Below are 15,681 nucleotides of genomic sequence, written 5' to 3'. Positions count from 1 at the left end.
TTCGCGCCAAGGGAACACCACACGTTCATCTTGAGTTCATCTTGAGCCAGCGGCCTGATGTCTGGTCACGCTTCCGGAACCGATGGCCACGCTTTCCCGTTTTCAATCGAAGTGTGCGTTCGTCGTCATGACGATGCTCAGCGAGCTCACGCGGATCATCGTCCGCTGCGACTGGCGGTGGATCGAAACAGGCTCCGTTCGGCTTTGAACATTGGATTCGCCGTCAACGGCAGCACCACTGCGCCCACCTCGCCGCCGGGCCCGGATCCCTTGCAGGCGCGCGGCCATACGCAACCAATGCCACTCTCCTCCGTTGACCGGCTGGGCATCATCATCGAGGAGGATCACATGCGGAAAACAGGGCTTGTTCTTGCAACCGTCGGTACGCTTGGGGTGAGCGCCATCGCGGCCCCGGCGCCCGCCGAAGCACGGTGGGGACACGGAGGGTGGGGGTGGGGTCCGGCGGTCGCGGGCGGATTGATTGCCGGCGCAGTCGTCGGCGGCCTCGCCTCGTCGGCCTACGGCTATCCCGGCTATTCCTATGGTTACGGCTACCCCGGCTACGGCTACGGTTATGGCTATTCGCCCGCCTATTACGGCAGCTATGCCTATGACGACGGCTATTACGCTGCGCCGTATCGTTGGGGCGGCGGCTACACGACGACATATTATAGCGGATACCGGCCGGCCTATTACGGCTACCGCTATCGTCACGTGGTGCGGCCGGCATACGCCTATTATCGCGGCGGCTATCCGCGCTGGCGTCATTGGTGAGATCGGCCAGAGCAACCCGGCGCGGCCAGCCGAGCTGACTGGCGCCGGCAAGAGGCCGACAAGGGTCGACCGGGTTGAGCGGCAGCGTTACCCGGCGACCCGCAGCGCGGTCACGGCGACGCAGGCGTTGCCTAACGGAATCAGCACCACCTGCGCGCCGTGCGGCAGCGCCATCGGCGCGATCACCGAGCGTGCCGGTCTGTCTGTTGAGCTTGGCGAGTTCGGCGGCCGGTGCTCAAGCCTGCACGCGCGCGGACTTCCTGTACTGCGCGGTTTCGGCGCGCAGCAGATCGCAGAATTGAAGTGCGAGACGGCTTCGCGGCCGCTGCGAAGGAAGCAGCAACATGGTGGCGATCTCCAGCCGTGGCACGAACGGCTTGAGTACAATTTTGGAGCTTGCAAAATCCCGGGCCACGATCGGGTCGACGATTGAGAAACCCAGTCCCTGCGCAACCAGGGCACAACGCTGCATGCTGTACTGGATCTCCGCGACCGTCTTGATCTCGACCTTGGCCTCATCGAGGACGCGCTCAAAGCGGGATCGATGCGGTGCGCTCGGGGAAGCTGCGATCATGGGCTCTCCCCGCAGATCTTGCGCTGCGATCGATCGCTTCGAGCGTAACCGGTGCTGGCGGGGCAGGACGCAGACCGCCTCCGTTGTCATGAGGAGCTCGTCGTCGACCGCGGCAAACCCCGCCTGCGGCCGCGCCAGCCCGACGTCGCATTGTCCCGAGGCCACCAGGCTCCAGACGCGCTCGGGGCTGTGGACGGCCACCGATACGACGATGTCGGGATTCTTCCTCAGGAAGCTGCTGACGATCTGCGGCATCAAGGAATAGGTGAACGCCGGAAGACATGCGATCCTGAGCGTCCCGCTGCCGCGCTCGCGAATGCCGCGCGCGGCGCGCGCCAGATACTCGAGGCCGGCCTGGTTTCTCTCGACCTCGCGCAGGAATATCTCGCCTTCCGGAGTCAGCGTGACGCCGCCTCGCCCGCGTTCGAACAACGCAAAGCCGATCTCGCGCTCGAGACGTGCGATCGCGCGGCTGATGAAAGGCTGTCCCACCCGAAGGCTCAAGGCGGCCTTGGTGATTCCGTTGTGGCGCACGACCTCTCGAAACAGGTCAACATGTCTTGGATTCAAGGGCATGACTAATTTGCATATGAACTGGCTTTCCGGTCATTTGACGGCATGCGCATCGGGTGCGTCAATACGGCATGTACCCGTCGAGCAACCATGCAAGCTTCGCCACCGACCGCATCCTGTTGACCAGGATCACCGGCCCGGAGTCTTCGCGCGCACAGCAGCTTCGCGAGGCAGCGATGCTGCGGCGGCTCGATCGCGGCACATCGGATCGGCCGAATGCCGCACGCCCGGCGGCGGCACGGGACCAGGTCGACACCGCGGCCGCGTTCGCAATCGAGGCCGCGGGATCGGGAGACCTGCTCGGCGTGTCCGGGTTCGGCACGATCGACCGGCACGAGAAGCGGGCTACGTTCGCTCCAATCTGGAGCATCGGACGACTGGACGAGGCCGTGCTCGTCAGTCACGTTGCGCATCTGATGACGCGGTATGCGTTCGAAGTGCTCATGGTCGAGCGGGCCGAGGTGCATCTGGACTGGCGCCTGAGGCACATGCTTGATCTCTACGCCGACCTCGGTTTCCGCCGCGAAGGCAGGCTTCGCGCATATTTCGCTGCCGATGAAGAGCCGTCCGCCGATGCTGCGGTCCTCAGCGTGGTTCGCTCTGAATGGCCCTCCGTTGTGCGTCGGCAGCGCGGGGTTCTCGCCGGCGAAACGTGGCGCTACCGGCTTCCATCCGACCGCCCTCCGTAGCGGCGGCCAAGCTCGGACAAAACGATGTCACGAGAATGCGGGCGTATGACTCAACGGTCGAGCCACCCACTCAGTGTCGTCCCCGCGAAAGCAGGGACCCATGACCACGAATGGTCATTGTTGCCCGATGGCTGAACGACGAATCCCTTCAACAGCATCCGCCGCGGAGTATGGGTCCCTGTTTCGCAGGGACGACGTGTGGAGGGAGCCGCAGTCCCTCGGTTCAAACACTGCTGTCTCTGGAATACTGGGTCACCCGCATGCGACGGGTGATGACACCAACAAGACAGGAAACCAACCACGTCATTGCGAGCGAAGCGAAGCTATCCTCCCACCCGCATATGCCGAGCGATGGATTGCTCGTCGCTTCGCTTTTCGCAATGACGGGTCGAGAGATTTATGGAGGTATCAAGAAACGGCTTGCCGAGCCGCAGCTCGCGGCCAAGGGCCCGCCTCCGCCCATTGGGCTTCGGCGCGGCATCCTTCTCTCGCTGCGCGAGCGAAGGATGGTGGGTGCGACAGGGATCGAACCTGTGACCCCTACCATGTCAAGGTAGTGCTCTCCCGCTGAGCTACGCACCCAAAGCGTATTTGGATCGGGTCCCTATAACGGACGGCGGCGGGGCAGGCAAGGATACAAAGTGAAGGTTTTTTGGCGAATCAGGCCGCCAGCAACTTGTTCACTTCGCTGACCAATTCCCTGAGGTGCACGGGCTTGGCCAGCACTTTGGCGTTTTTCGGCGCCTCCGAATCGGAATTGAGGGCCACCGCGGCAAAGCCGGTGATGAACATGATCTTGATATCGGGATCGAGTTCCGAGGCACGGCGCGCCAGCTCGATGCCGTCCATCTCGGGCATCACGATGTCGGTGAGCAGCATTTCGAACGGCTCCTCGCGCAGCCGCTGGTAGGCCGACATGCCGTTGTCGTGCGGCGAGACCTTGAAACCCGCGTTTTCGAGCGCCTTGACCAGGAAGCGGCGCATATCGGTGTCGTCTTCGGCGAGAAGTATTTTCGGCATGGCAGGAATCGTCGAATCCGGCTTGAGGAGCAGTCCGAACAGTAAGCCCGACAGACGGTAAATTTCGGGTGAAATTTGCGTCAAGCCAGCGGCAAATGCGCGCCATCCATTTGTGGACCGAACCGGACATCGAATCAACCGGGTGCCGCATTTGCTGCTTTTAAGACGCGTTCCAGCTGAAACCACACTCTTTTCACTTGGCAGAATGATCGCGATTACCGACAATGCGTGCCCATAAATCTCCGCTTTTCCGGCAGACTCAGTTGCTGCGGGGCAAGGCGGACGCAAGGGACGGCGCCAAGGGAATGACCGAATTTGCTGGCGAGTTGTCGCCCCCGTTCGAGATCGTTGAGCCGCAGGCCTGGCGCGCGCCGATCATCTTCAATTCCCCGCATTCGGGCTCGGTCTACCCGGCCGAATTCCTCGAGGCATCGCGAATCGATGTGGTGTCGCTGCGGCGCTCCGAAGACTCTTTCATGGACGAGCTGATCGCGGGCCTCAGCGATCGCGGCTTTCCGATCGTGCGGGTCAACTTCCCGCGCTCCTATGTCGACGTGAACCGCGAGCCCTACGAGCTCGACCCGCGCATGTTCACCGGGCGGCTGCCGAGCTTTGCCAATACGCGTTCGATGCGGGTGGCCGGCGGGCTCGGCACCATCCCGCGCGTGGTCGGCGACGGCCAGGAGATCTATCGCGAGCGGCTCGATGTCGACGATGCGCTGCGCCGGATCGAGGTGCTCTACAAGCCCTATCACCGCGCGCTGCGCCGGCTGATCAACAAGGCACACCAGGCGTTCGGCGCCGTGATCGTGGTCGACTGCCATTCGATGCCGTCGGTCGGCGTGTCGCGCGACGAGCCGCGCCGGCCCGACGTCGTGATCGGCGACCGCTACGGCACGAGCTGTGCGGCGCTATTGCCCGACCACGTCGAGGAGATCATGAGCTCGCTCGGCTATTCGATCGGCCGCAACAAGCCCTATGCCGGCGGCTTCATCACCGAGCATTACGGCAATCCGGCGAGCGGCCTGCACACCGTGCAGATCGAGCTCAACCGCGCGGTCTATATGGATGAGCGCCGCCGCGAGCGCGGCCCTCGCTTCGCGCAGGTGGCCGCCGACTTTGCGACCCTGGCGGATGCGCTCGCGAAAATCCCGTTCAGCGATCTCGGCCCGTTCCAGGCGGCAGCGGAGTAATCAATCCTTCGTCGGGCACTGCGATCCCGACGAAGTCATGAACCAGGAATTCAAGTTGGCGGCGCGATAAGCGCCGAACTGGATTCTCAGTTCACTTGCGGAAACGACGGCCCAAGAAAAAAGGGCCGCTTGAATGAACAAGCGGCCCAAGTCTAGGGAGGAAACGCCCAAGGAGGGCAGCGATAGCGCGAGGCGCTACCGCACCGCAACAATATGCGACCGCGCTGCACAAAACGCAAGAACTTTCGAAACATTTCTTGGGTAATGTTGGAAAGTCTGGCGAAACTGCAACAGGCCGGCAGGAGCGGCTTTCCGTATGTAGGATCAATATCTTACAAGGAAAGCCCCCGGGCGGGCAGCGCTCCGCGCATAGCTTGTATACCAGAATTCGCAACTTCGTGATCGAGACCGGGACCCGGGGCGCTTTCGAATCCGAAGCCAAATCGAAAGTCCGGAACCGCGTCATCGGGCTGGATAACACTCCGTTAATCGTGCGCGCCGCGCCGGATTGAGCTAGGCAAGACCGCATCCGATTTCTACCGCGTCGTTTGCGCAGTTCAGGGACATGCCGTGACGGTCATCGACTTTACCGCCTTCATCGGCCGCCTTGCGACCGCATCCGGCGAAACCATCCTGCCCTTCTTCCGCACCTCGCTCTCGGTCGACAACAAGAGCTCGAACGATTTCGATCCGGTCACCGAGGCCGACCGGGCGGCGGAAGCCGTGATGCGGCGGCTGATCAAGTCGAACTTCCCCCAACACGGCATCGTCGGCGAGGAGTTCGGCAATGAGCGCGAGGACGCCGACTATGTCTGGGTGCTCGATCCGATCGACGGCACGAAATCCTTCATCGCCGGCTTTCCGATCTGGGGCACGCTGATCGCGCTGCTGCACAAAGGTACGCCGGTATTCGGCATGATGCACCAGCCCTATATCGGCGAGCGCTTCTCCGGCGACAACGGCTCGGCGCATTACTCCGGCCCGTCGGGCGAACGGCGGCTCTCGGTACGGCGCTGCGCCTCGCTGAAGGAGGCGACCGTCTTCACCACGAGCCCGCTGCTGATGAATCCGGATGACCGCGCCCGCTTCGGCCGCATCGAGAATGCAGCGCGCCTGTCGCGCTATGGCGGCGACTGCTACTCCTATTGCATGCTCGCCGCCGGTCATCTCGACCTCGTGGTCGAGACCGAGCTGAAGCCTTACGACATTGCCGGCCTGATCCCGATCATCACCGGCGCCGGCGGCGTCGTCACCACCTGGGACGGCAAGCCGGCGCAAAGCGGCGGCCGAATCATCGCGGCCGGCGACCCGCGCGTGCACGAAGCGGCGATGAAGCTTTTGAACGCCTGAGTTCCCTGCCTGATTCTTGAGTTGCCGGGCGTCTGATCTGCGCCCATCCTGACCGCAACCAGAAAAGCCAGGGATGGGCGACATGACGATGCGCGGCAGGCTGCTGGCAGCCCTTCTCCTGCTTCTCGCGCCCGTCACGGCTTTCGCCCAGGATTTCCCGACCAAGCCGCTCCGGCTGATCGTGCCGTTCCCGCCCGGCGGGCCGAACGACATCATCGCGCGGGTGATCGGGCAGAAGATCTCGGAGCTCGCAAGGCAGCCCGTGATCGTCGACAACCGCGCCGGCCAGGGCGGCGTGCTCGGCACCGACGCGGTCGCGAAGGCGGCGCCCGACGGCTACACGGTGGCGATCGCGAGCGCCGGCGCGCTGGCGATCAGCCCCAACATGGAGAGGGTTGCCTACGACACGCTGAAGGATCTCGCGCCGGTGACGCTGGTCGCGACCGTGCCGGAGATGCTGGTGGTCGCCGCCAACGTGCCGGCGAGGAACATGAACGAACTGGTCGCGCTCGCCAGGGCGCAGCCGGGTAAGCTCAACTTCGCCTCCTCCGGCCCCGGCAGCCTGCCGCATCTCGCCTGCGAATTGTTCAAGCTGACGGCCAAGATCGACATCGTGCACGTGCCCTATCGCGGCGCCGCGCCGGCGGTGAACGACATGTTGGGTCAGCAGGTGCAGATGACCTTCCTCGACCTGCCGGTGATCCTGCCGCAGATCAAGGCGGGCGCGCTGCGGCCAATCGCGCTCGGTGGGCGCGAACGCGCGCCGACCGCACCCGACGTGCCGACCACCGCCGAGGCCGGCATGCCCGAACTGGTCATCGAGAACTGGTACGGCGTGGTCGCGCCCGCACGCACGCCGCCCGCGATCGTCGCAAGGCTGAACCAGCTCGCCACCGCGGCGATGGCCGATCCGATGGTCAAGCAGAAGCTCGCCGAGCAAGGCCTGACGCTGGCCGGCGACACGCCGGAGCATTTCCGCGACTTCATCGCCGCCGACATCAGGAAATGGGCGAAGGTGATCCAGGACGCCGGCGTGGTGACGACGAAATGAGCCAGCCGTCAGCGCTGCGCTTCGGCGCGCAGATAGTCCACAAGTTGCTTGGCCGCCCGCGGCAGCGCCTTGAAGCTGCGCGCGCAGATCGTCAGCCGGCGGTTGGCCCAGGCGTCGCGGATCCTTATCGTCGTGATCGGCATCGACGCCGCGCAGCGCCGCGCCGCGGTCTCCGGGATCACGGCGATGCCGACATCGGCGGCGACCATCTGGCAGATCGCGTCGAAGCCGCGCAGGCGGGCGCGGAAGCGCAGCCGCGCCCCGAGCTTTGCGGCATGCCGCGAGATATGAACCTGCAGCGCGGATGTTGCCGTGAGGCCGACGAAATCGCGGCCGACCACTTCCTGGAAGTCGATCTGGCGGCGGCCGCCGAGATCGCCGCGCCGCGACGCCACCAGCATCAAGCGGTCCTCGCTGAACAGGAAGCGCTCGACGCTGTCGGGCAGCGCGTGCTCCGCGGCGAAGCCGAGATCGGCGGCGCCGCTGGCGATCGCGGTCGCGATATCGGTGCTCTCGCGCTCCTCGACATCGACGCTGATATCGGGATGCTCGTGCAGGAAGGCCGCGAGCGCGCGCGGCAGATGCTCCGACAGGCCCGAGGTGTTGGCGAGCAGCAGCACGTTGGCGCGCACGCCGCTGGCATAGGCGGCGAGATCGCTTTGCAGCGCCTCGACATTGTGGATCACGATGCGGGCGTGGCCGAGCAAGCTCTCGCCCGCCGCAGTAAGTTCGACGCCGCGGCGGCCGCGCTTGAGCAGCGCGACGCCGAGCGCTTCCTCGAGGCCCTTGATCCGCTCGCTGGCCGAAGCCAGCGCAAGGTTCGCGCGCGCCGCGCCCTGGGTGATGCTGCGCGCATCGGAAACCGCGATGAACAATTGCAAATCGGTCAGGTCGAACCGCATGACGTTTCCCACCCCATACCTTCGGGTCGTCCGAAGGCTAACTCCGTAACCTCCAGATTGTGCCGTTCGCATCGATCGGTCAATGTGCCGCCATGGTCGACCATCTCCTGATCTTCATCGCTTTCGCGTTCCTGCTCGCCGGCTTCGTCAAGGGGACGCTCGGCCTCGGCCTGCCGACGGTCGCGATGGGGCTGCTCGCGACCACGATGGCGCCGGGCCAGGCGATTGCTATCGTGATCGTGCCGGCGATCGTCACCAATATCTGGCAGACCTTCGTCGGCCCCTATCTGCGCGACATCATCAAGCGGCTGTGGCCGTTGATGCTCGGCACCGTGGCGGGCATCTGGATCAATGCCGGGCTGCTGACCGGGCCATACGCGGCCTACGGCACCGTCGTGCTGGGCGTGCTGCTGGTGATCTACGCGATCGTCGGGCTGAGCAGGTTCAACTTCAAGGTCGCGCAGCGCGACGAGAAATGGATCGGCGGCATCGTCGGCGTCATCACCGGGCTGATCTCGGCGGCGACCGGCGTTCAGGTCATCCCCTCGATGCCGTTCATGCAGGCGATCGGCATGGAGAAGGACGAACTGGTGCAGGCGCTCGGCGTGTTCTTCACCACCGCGACCGTGGCGCTCGCCTTCAACCTCACGGCCTCGGGCCTGCTGACGGCAGCCACCGCACTGCCCGGCGCGGTCGCGATGGCGGCGTCGTTCACCGGCATGTTCATCGGCCAGGCGGTTCGCACACGGATGCACCCCGAGGTGTTCCGCCGCTGGTTCCTGATCTCGATGATCCTGCTCGGCATCTATCTCGCCGGCAGCGCACTGCTCAAGATCCACGGCTAGAGCGGCAAAGCGAGAGCCTCAAGGCGCGAGCTAGCGCGCCTCCAGCGTCGCGACGCGGACGCCGAGATAGATGAAGAGCGCGCCGAGCGAGCGGTTGATCCAGGCGATTACGCCGGCCGATTGCCTGATGCGGCCGGCAGCCCGCGCCGCGAAGGCCGCAAGACCAAGGCACCACAGCGTGCCGCCGGTGATGAAGATCAGCCCGAGCACCAGGAAGGCGAGCGTCTTGTGCGGCGAATCGGCCGCCACGAATTGCGGCAGGAAAGCCAGGAAGAACAGCGCCACCTTGGGGTTGAGGATATTGGTCAGCGCCCCCTGCCAGAACACACGCGAGATCGAGGTCTCGCCGCCCTGCCCCGTGATGTCAGCGACTGGCCTGGCGCGCGCCAGCAGCATCTGCAGACCGGTCAGCACCAGATAGGCCGCGCCGACCAGCTTGACGGCCAGGAACGCGGTCGACGAGGCCATCAGCAGCGCCGACAGTCCGATCGCCGCACCCAGCACATGAACCAGGCAGCCGCAGCTGATTCCGATCGCCGCAGCGGCTCCGCCGCGCCATCCGAGCTGAATCGTGCGCCCGATGATATAGGCGGTATCCGGCCCCGGTGTGACGTTGAGCAGCAGGCCGGACAGGACAAACAGCCAAAGTTCGTGAATTCCCAGCATGGCAGTGAGATTAACCTATGCAAGTAACCGCCCGGAAAGGATGATCAGCCAGCCGGCGCCATCCCAGCGACACACGAATTCAGTAGAGAAACCACTGTACGATCCGTTGGTCGCATGCCAATTCCTGCTACTATGCATTATAGGTGCCTGCAAACCGGGCTTCCGCCGGACCCGGCCTGTCTTGTAAGTATCGGATTCGGTCACCTCGGCTAAGTGGCCATTCCAGGGCACAGGAGACATGGAAAGACGGCTCGCTGCCATTCTTTGCGCTGACATCGCCGGCTATTCCCGCATGATGGGTGCCGACGAGGCGGGGACGCATGCCTCGTTCAAGGCGCACCGCAGCGCGATTTACCCGATCATCCTCAATCATGGCGGCCGAATCGTCAAAAACACCGGCGATGGCTTCCTCTTGGAATTTCCGAGCATCATCGGCGCGATCGAGGCCGCCGTCGCGATGCAGACCCTGATGGCCGAGCGCAACGAACATTTGCCGGCCGACCGCGCCATGCACTTCCGGATGGGCGTCCACATGGGCGACGTGATGGCCGACGAGGACGAGGTGTTCGGCGACGACGTCAACATCGCAGTCCGTCTCGAGACGGTCGCAACGCCCGGCGGCATCGCGGTGTCGGACAAGGCCCGCACCGAAGCGGGACGGCGGCTTGCCGTCACCCTCGTCGACGCCGGCCCGCACCGCTTCAAGAACATCGCCGAGCCGGTCAATGTCTGGACCTGGGCGCCGGCCGGATCCGATGCCCAGGAGCAGGTTCCGGACGACGGCCCGCATCTGCCGGGGCAATACCGGACCGCAATCGTCGGCGTGCTGCCGTTCGACAATCTGAGCGGCGGCGCCGACGAATATTTCTCGGACGGCCTGACCGAGGACCTGATCCACGCGCTGTCGCTGCAATCCTTCTACCGCGTGCTGAGCCGCAACTCGACCTTCGCCTACAAGGGCAAGAGCGTCTCGACGCGGCTGATCGCGCGCGAGATCGACGCGACCTATCTGATCCAGGGTTCGGTACGGCGCGCCGGCAACAAGATCCGCGTCTCCGCCGAGCTGATCGCGCCCGAGAAGGGCGAGCAGCTGTGGACCGGCCGCTACGACCGCGACATGGGCGACCTGTTCGCGATGCAGGACGAGATCACCGCGAATCTCTCCGCCGCCGTCGCGCAGGAGATCTATCGCGCCGAAGCATCGGCACCGGCGCGCTCGCCGAACGCCGAACTGACGGCGTGGGATCGCTTCCTGAAGGGGCTGTCGCACTACTACCAGCAGACCAAGGACGATTGCGAAACCGCGATCGCGCTGTTCAAGGAAGCGATCGAGCTCGACCCCGCGCTGTCGATCGCGCGCGCCTATCTGGCGCTGATTCAGATCCAGAGCATCCAGTTCGGCTGGATTCCGAGCACGCGCGAATTGTGGGCCTCGTCGGTCAGCCTGGCCGAGAGCAGCGTGCGGCTCGACCCGCGCTCCTCGTTCGCGTTTTCGCTGCTGGCCTATCTGCACGCGATGCAGGGCCATTACGAAGCCGCGATGGACGCCATCAAGCGGGCGATCGAGCTCAACCCCTACGACATGGGCGCGCGCGGCGTGCTGGGAATCTGCCACATGGTGATCGGCGATCATCGCAAGGCGGTCGATCTGTTCTCGACGGCGGTCCAGCGCGGCAACAGCGACCCGCGCTACCAATGGGCCGCGCTGAACGCATTCAGCCATTATCTGCTCGGGCAATATGACGCGTCGCTGTCGTGGTCGCGCGAGGGGCTGTATCTGAACCCGAACCATCTGCAGTGCCTTGCGGTGCGCACCGCAGCGCTCGCCCAGCTCGGCCGCGCCGACGAGGCCGCGCAGGCAGCCGAGGCCCTGCTCGCCAACCATCCCGAGCTGACGGTCGAGCGTCACTTGCGCAATTTCCACTGGAAGAACCCGGCCGACATCGCGCATTATCGCGACGGCCTCTTGAAAGCCGGGCTGCCGTTCGGCAAACTCGCTCTGGTTGCATCCACCTCGAAATTCGCCGTCGACTCCTGAGCGAATTCATCCACCGGTAATGGATGCTTTTTAAGCTGAAGCTTTTCAGGATGTGGTTTGATGTCCGATACGGCTGCAAGCGCGGCGCCCGCCCCGCGGATTTCTCCTGACAATCCGTGCCCGTTCCTGCGGGCGCTCGCCGCCGGCAACTATGTCGGCGGCCATATCGTGCCGCTGCCTGAACTGACCGGGACCATCGGGCGCGCAACCGGCAAGACCGGGTTCGAGGGATTCACCGCGCGGGCGAAGATCTTCATGGTGGCGCAGATCGCCAACGGCCTCGGTCCTTTCAGCCAGCTGCGCAGCCTGTTCCAGGGCGCCATTCTCGACGCGTTACGCAACGGCCCGCTCGACAAGCACGGCGCCGGCTCGCGCATCCTCGACCAGCACGCGGTGGTCCATGAGGACGAGATCGCGCGGCTCGCGACCTTCGGCAGCGACCACAAGGCACCCGACGGCAGCGTCGAACGCGGGCTGTCGGCCGCCGAGATCAAGACCTTCATGGCGGCGAACTTCCAGCGCGCCAAGGACGAGCATCCGCCGTCCTACGGCATCCTGCACTGCTACTATCCGCTCCTGATGCTAGGCGAGTGGCCGGTGCTGCTCGACATCATGGGCAAGGGCGAAGGCAAGGACCGCTATCTCAGCGTCGCCGAGGTCAGGACGCTGTTCGTGGACAAGCGCTTTCCTGACCGGATCGTCGCGCTGCTACAGCGCTAGATTTTTGTTGGACGCGTTTTCTTCACGCGAACCGGTTTCCCCTTCGCTCGAAAACGCCATGTTTCACTTGAACAGCGGCGTGCCCGGCACGAACGCATCGAACGCCGCCCAGAATTGGCCGCGGTAGCGGTCCTGCTCCTGCAGGATTTCGTGCTTGGAGCCGGCGATCACCAGATGCGAACCGGCGCGCAAGTGATAGGCGAACTCCTCGATCGCGGCCGTCGACACCACCTCGTCATTGCTCGCCGCCAGCATCAGGATCGGCTGGCGGATTTCGGACGGATACGACGTGCCGCGGAAGGTGCGCATCGCGGTGAACGCGGTGTCGGCCCATGCGATCGTCGGCGCCGCGATGCCGAGCGTCGGATCTTCTTCCAGGATCGCCGCGTTGCGGGCATGGCGCACCGGATCGCTGGTGACGGGATTGCCGATGAAGGGCGCGAGGCCGACCAGTTCGTCGCTACCGCCGGGAACATAGCGGCCGCCCTGCCCGGCCAGCCGCATGATCCGAAGCAGCGCGCTCGGGAAGAACGACACGCGGCGGCGCGGCAGGTCGATCATCGGCGCCGACAGCACCATGCGGTCGAACCAGCGCTTGCCGGCATGCGCGAGGCGCAGCATCACCGCACCGCCCATCGAATGCGCCAGCGCGAAATAGGGCGGCGGGCAATCCGGCAGCACCACCTGCTGCACGAAGGTCTCGACGTCGACCTCGTAGTCGGCGAAGTCGCGCACATAGCCCTTGCGGGGATCGCGCAGCCGGCGCGACGAGTGGCCCTGCCCGCGCCAGTCGATCATCGCCACCGCAAAGCCACGGTCGCGCAGATCGCGCACGGTCTCGAAATATTTTTCGATCATCTCGCCGCGCCCGCCGAACACGCAGACCGTGCCCTTGCGGCCGGGCGGCGGCGCCCAGCGCGCAAAGCGCAGCTCGGCCCCGTCTGGTGTCTTGATGGTACCACTGACAACGTCGTCCGGAACCGGGTTGGCGGGAATCGAGACGAGCGTCATGAAGGGGACCGGAGTGGTGAGACAGGGTGGAGATCAAGGACGCCGGCGCCGAAAAATGCGACGCGGTTTCCGCCTCTTGAACGCGACGTGACCCCTCCCATATCATTTCCGTGCAGGCCGCTACCAGTGCTTCGGAACCGAAACATCAGGCTGCACACATCTAAGCCCGGCCCGATGGCGGGCGGGTAACTGAAACAGTCGCTCAATGGAGGACTATTCCTATGCGTAGCTACGACCTCACTCCGTTCTATCGTTCCACCGTCGGCTTCGACCGCCTCTTCAACCTGCTCGATCAGGTGACCTCGGACGGCAGCCCCGGCTATCCCCCCTACAACATCGAGCGCACCGGCGAGAATGCTTACCGGATCAGCGTTGCGGTCTCCGGCTTCTCGCAGGCCGAGCTTTCGATCGTCGCGAAGGAGAACACGCTGACGATCAAGGGCGAGAAAACCGCCAACGAGAACTCCGGCAACGGCGCCGAAGTGCTCTATCGCGGCATCGCCTCCCGCGCCTTCGAGCGCGTCTTCCAGCTTGCCGACTTCGTGCAGGTGAAAAACGCTTCGCTCGAGAACGGTCTGCTCCACGTCGATCTCGTCCGCGAGATTCCCGAGGCCAAGAAGCCCCGCAGCATTCCGATCGGCGGCGGCGAGAAGGCTCCGCAGGTCGTTGACGGCTCGGCCGGCAAGGTCGCCGCCTAAGCAACAAACCCCGCGTCAGCAGATATTGGCTGATCGCGAAAACGCCCCGGGAAACCGGGGCGTTTTTTGTTGCCGGTAACCGCTACTCCAATCCCTGCACCTTGGGCATTGCCTGGGTCGGCAGGATCGCGGGAGCGGGCGCCGGCGGCGGCGCACCCTGACCGATGGTCGGAGCCTCGGCTTGCTGGACGGCTTGCTGCGCAGCCTGGGCCTCGGCCGGCTTCGGGGCTGCGGCCTGCTCGGCCGTCGCGGGTGCAGCTGCCTGGGCAGGCTGCGGCGTGGCCGCCTGCGGGACGGCGGCCTGGGCCGCCGGGGCGGGAGCCTGGGCTGCCGCCGGCGCTTGGGCTGCCGCCGGAGCCTGGGTCGCCGGAACCTGAGCCGCCGGAACCTGGGCTTTGGCCCCCAGCGGGTTCCGCTTCGGCACCGGCACGCGGCTGGCGACATGCGGGATCGGGAGTGGCGGGCGCGGCACCCGGGCCTGGATCGGCCGCGGCATCGGCCCGACGGGACCATCGGTCGCGCTCATTTCCTCTTCGTAATTGTCGCCGAGCCGGGAGGCCGGCGTGAAGCGGATGATGTGGCCGTCACGGGCATCGATCACCAGCCGGCCGTCGTCGCCGCCCTGGTCGATCACCGAGATCGTGTAGACGAACCCGCGCTGCCGGGGCGCGCCAAGTGGCAGATAGCCGTTCTCGCGGAGCACGGTATAGACCTCGACCGGCGGCAACAGGCTCGGGACCCGGCCAAAGCGCGGCGGCGGCGGAACCTCGGGCATGGCGGCATAGGGCCCGTCCATGTCGGATACCCTGACCAGAAGCGGGCTGCCGATCCGGGCGGACGTCGCCAGCTGGGCCTCGGCCGAGGCTGCGCTGAGCGCGAGGGCGGCGGCAGCAACCGAACCTGTGAACAACTTCATCGCCGTAACTCCTGTCTGCCCCGCCTTGGAGCGTTTCCGCTCTCTTGCCGGCTTGCCCGGGGCAAAACTTCAGTTTCAAATTCGGCGGTCCTTGGTCCCTCCTTGGGCCAGATCACGGCGTGTTTGCTTCGAATCGGGGGCGCCTCATGCCCGCCGAGCCGTTCGATCCGAGCATGCGGGCGAGGACTTCCTCGCGCTTGTGTGATAGACAAAAATTTGGCAAGGTCTAAGTTAGGACAGTAAAGCTGTCTCAATTTCGAGGCCATCCCGGCATAGGGATTGCAACGAGACCTCGGCGCCCCGAGCTCCGAGAATGCTGCAGGCAGGGCCGTCCCTCAGGGGACGTTGAAACGCCCGTCGTCTGAATTTAGGAAAATGCGGCTCGCGGCGGACGAGCGGTGGCCCGGTGGGTGCCGCAACGTCCAAGGTGCGCCAAATACGGTGGGGCCCTTACGAAAGGGAGAGGACACATGAGCGGGTCGGAATTCGAGCGCGAAAACATCGTGGCAGGAACGCTGTCGGCGACCGCGGACTCGAAAGCCGCCGAGCCCGCGCGTGAGTTGCATACTTGGCGCCCCGAAGCCGAGGGCCTGTACGATCCCAGCCTGGAAAAGGACTCCTGCGGCGTCGGCTTCATCGCCAACATCAAGGGCCAGAAGTC

16 protein-coding genes and 1 tRNA gene are annotated in these 15,681 nt (G+C 65.0%); 10 read left to right on the top strand and 7 right to left on the bottom strand.

Annotated features, from left to right (window positions below; all coding sequences use genetic code 11):
- The first annotated feature begins 348 nt into the window (after positions 1-348).
- Positions 349-774: a hypothetical protein gene (locus tag ACVMDN_RS00085; protein WP_229193406.1), complete on the top strand. Its 426-nt coding sequence runs from the start codon at positions 349-351 to the stop codon at positions 772-774.
- Positions 775-1,009: 235 nt separating this feature from the next.
- On the opposite strand, the gene ACVMDN_RS00080 is transcribed toward ACVMDN_RS00085, so the two are convergent.
- Positions 1,010-1,924, bottom strand: coding sequence for a LysR substrate-binding domain-containing protein (locus ACVMDN_RS00080; protein ID WP_076827668.1), 915 nt, complete (start codon positions 1,922-1,924; stop codon positions 1,010-1,012).
- A 53-nt stretch (positions 1,925-1,977) separates the two neighbouring features.
- Here ACVMDN_RS00080 and ACVMDN_RS00075 point away from each other — a divergent pair, with 53 nt between their 5' ends.
- Positions 1,978-2,610: a GNAT family N-acetyltransferase gene (locus ACVMDN_RS00075; RefSeq protein WP_244558811.1), complete on the top strand. Its 633-nt coding sequence runs from the start codon at positions 1,978-1,980 to the stop codon at positions 2,608-2,610.
- A gap of 507 nt (positions 2,611-3,117) precedes the next feature.
- Here the strand turns inward: ACVMDN_RS00075 and ACVMDN_RS00070 are convergent.
- Together ACVMDN_RS00070 and cpdR are read right to left on the bottom strand one after the other, a co-directional pair.
- Positions 3,118-3,192 (bottom strand) — tRNA-Val (locus ACVMDN_RS00070).
- A gap of 78 nt (positions 3,193-3,270) precedes the next feature.
- On the bottom strand, positions 3,271-3,630 hold the full coding sequence (gene cpdR / locus ACVMDN_RS00065) for a cell cycle two-component system response regulator CpdR (protein WP_016843340.1): 360 nt from the start codon (positions 3,628-3,630) through the stop codon (positions 3,271-3,273).
- Between the two features lie 305 nt (positions 3,631-3,935).
- On the opposite strand from cpdR, the gene ACVMDN_RS00060 reads away from it, so the two are divergent.
- The 3 genes from ACVMDN_RS00060 to ACVMDN_RS00050 all read left to right on the top strand — a co-directional run bounded on the left by ACVMDN_RS00060 (position 3,936) and on the right by ACVMDN_RS00050 (position 7,224).
- Positions 3,936-4,823 carry an N-formylglutamate amidohydrolase gene (locus ACVMDN_RS00060; RefSeq protein WP_076827777.1) on the top strand — a complete coding sequence of 296 codons (888 nt, stop codon included), beginning with the start codon at positions 3,936-3,938 and terminating at the stop codon, positions 4,821-4,823.
- A gap of 570 nt (positions 4,824-5,393) precedes the next feature.
- Positions 5,394-6,173 carry a histidinol-phosphatase gene (gene hisN / locus ACVMDN_RS00055; RefSeq protein WP_076827670.1) on the top strand — a complete coding sequence of 260 codons (780 nt, stop codon included), beginning with the start codon at positions 5,394-5,396 and terminating at the stop codon, positions 6,171-6,173.
- Between the two features lie 82 nt (positions 6,174-6,255).
- Positions 6,256-7,224 carry a tripartite tricarboxylate transporter substrate binding protein gene (locus tag ACVMDN_RS00050; protein ID WP_076827779.1) on the top strand — a complete coding sequence of 323 codons (969 nt, stop codon included), beginning with the start codon at positions 6,256-6,258 and terminating at the stop codon, positions 7,222-7,224.
- A gap of 8 nt (positions 7,225-7,232) precedes the next feature.
- Here ACVMDN_RS00050 and ACVMDN_RS00045 read toward each other — a convergent pair whose 3' ends face one another.
- Complete coding sequence (locus ACVMDN_RS00045) at positions 7,233-8,126, bottom strand: LysR family transcriptional regulator (RefSeq protein WP_076827672.1); 894 nt, start codon at positions 8,124-8,126, stop codon at positions 7,233-7,235.
- A 92-nt stretch (positions 8,127-8,218) separates the two neighbouring features.
- Here ACVMDN_RS00045 and ACVMDN_RS00040 point away from each other — a divergent pair, with 92 nt between their 5' ends.
- Positions 8,219-8,971, top strand: coding sequence for a sulfite exporter TauE/SafE family protein (locus ACVMDN_RS00040; protein ID WP_141339587.1), 753 nt, complete (start codon positions 8,219-8,221; stop codon positions 8,969-8,971).
- Between the two features lie 30 nt (positions 8,972-9,001).
- On the opposite strand, the gene ACVMDN_RS00035 is transcribed toward ACVMDN_RS00040, so the two are convergent.
- Positions 9,002-9,637, bottom strand: coding sequence for a LysE family translocator (locus ACVMDN_RS00035; RefSeq protein ID WP_076827676.1), 636 nt, complete (start codon positions 9,635-9,637; stop codon positions 9,002-9,004).
- A 238-nt stretch (positions 9,638-9,875) separates the two neighbouring features.
- On the opposite strand from ACVMDN_RS00035, the gene ACVMDN_RS00030 reads away from it, so the two are divergent.
- A complete protein-coding gene (locus tag ACVMDN_RS00030) occupies positions 9,876-11,675 on the top strand; it encodes an adenylate/guanylate cyclase domain-containing protein (RefSeq protein WP_076827678.1) in 1,800 nt (599 codons plus the stop codon).
- A gap of 60 nt (positions 11,676-11,735) precedes the next feature.
- Complete coding sequence (locus ACVMDN_RS00025) at positions 11,736-12,395, top strand: hypothetical protein (RefSeq protein ID WP_076827680.1); 660 nt, start codon at positions 11,736-11,738, stop codon at positions 12,393-12,395.
- Between the two features lie 63 nt (positions 12,396-12,458).
- Here ACVMDN_RS00025 and ACVMDN_RS00020 read toward each other — a convergent pair whose 3' ends face one another.
- Positions 12,459-13,406, bottom strand: a complete 948-nt coding sequence (locus tag ACVMDN_RS00020) for an alpha/beta fold hydrolase (RefSeq protein ID WP_057016251.1) — start codon at positions 13,404-13,406, stop codon at positions 12,459-12,461.
- 221 nt (positions 13,407-13,627) lie between these two features.
- On the opposite strand from ACVMDN_RS00020, the gene ACVMDN_RS00015 reads away from it, so the two are divergent.
- A complete protein-coding gene (locus ACVMDN_RS00015; RefSeq protein WP_076827682.1) occupies positions 13,628-14,104 on the top strand; it encodes an Hsp20 family protein in 477 nt (158 codons plus the stop codon).
- An 82-nt stretch (positions 14,105-14,186) separates the two neighbouring features.
- Here ACVMDN_RS00015 and ACVMDN_RS00010 read toward each other — a convergent pair whose 3' ends face one another.
- The gene (locus ACVMDN_RS00010; RefSeq protein ID WP_076827684.1) at positions 14,187-15,020 is read right to left on the bottom strand and encodes a hypothetical protein; all 834 of its coding nucleotides are present in this window, start codon (positions 15,018-15,020) and stop codon (positions 14,187-14,189) included.
- A 470-nt stretch (positions 15,021-15,490) separates the two neighbouring features.
- On the opposite strand from ACVMDN_RS00010, the gene ACVMDN_RS00005 reads away from it, so the two are divergent.
- On the top strand, positions 15,491-15,681 hold a 191-nt coding region (locus ACVMDN_RS00005; protein ID WP_456843589.1), incomplete at its 3' end, for a hypothetical protein.

The organism is Bradyrhizobium sp. USDA 4510 (assembly GCF_054059095.1).
This window is presented reverse-complemented; position numbering and strand designations above follow the sequence as displayed.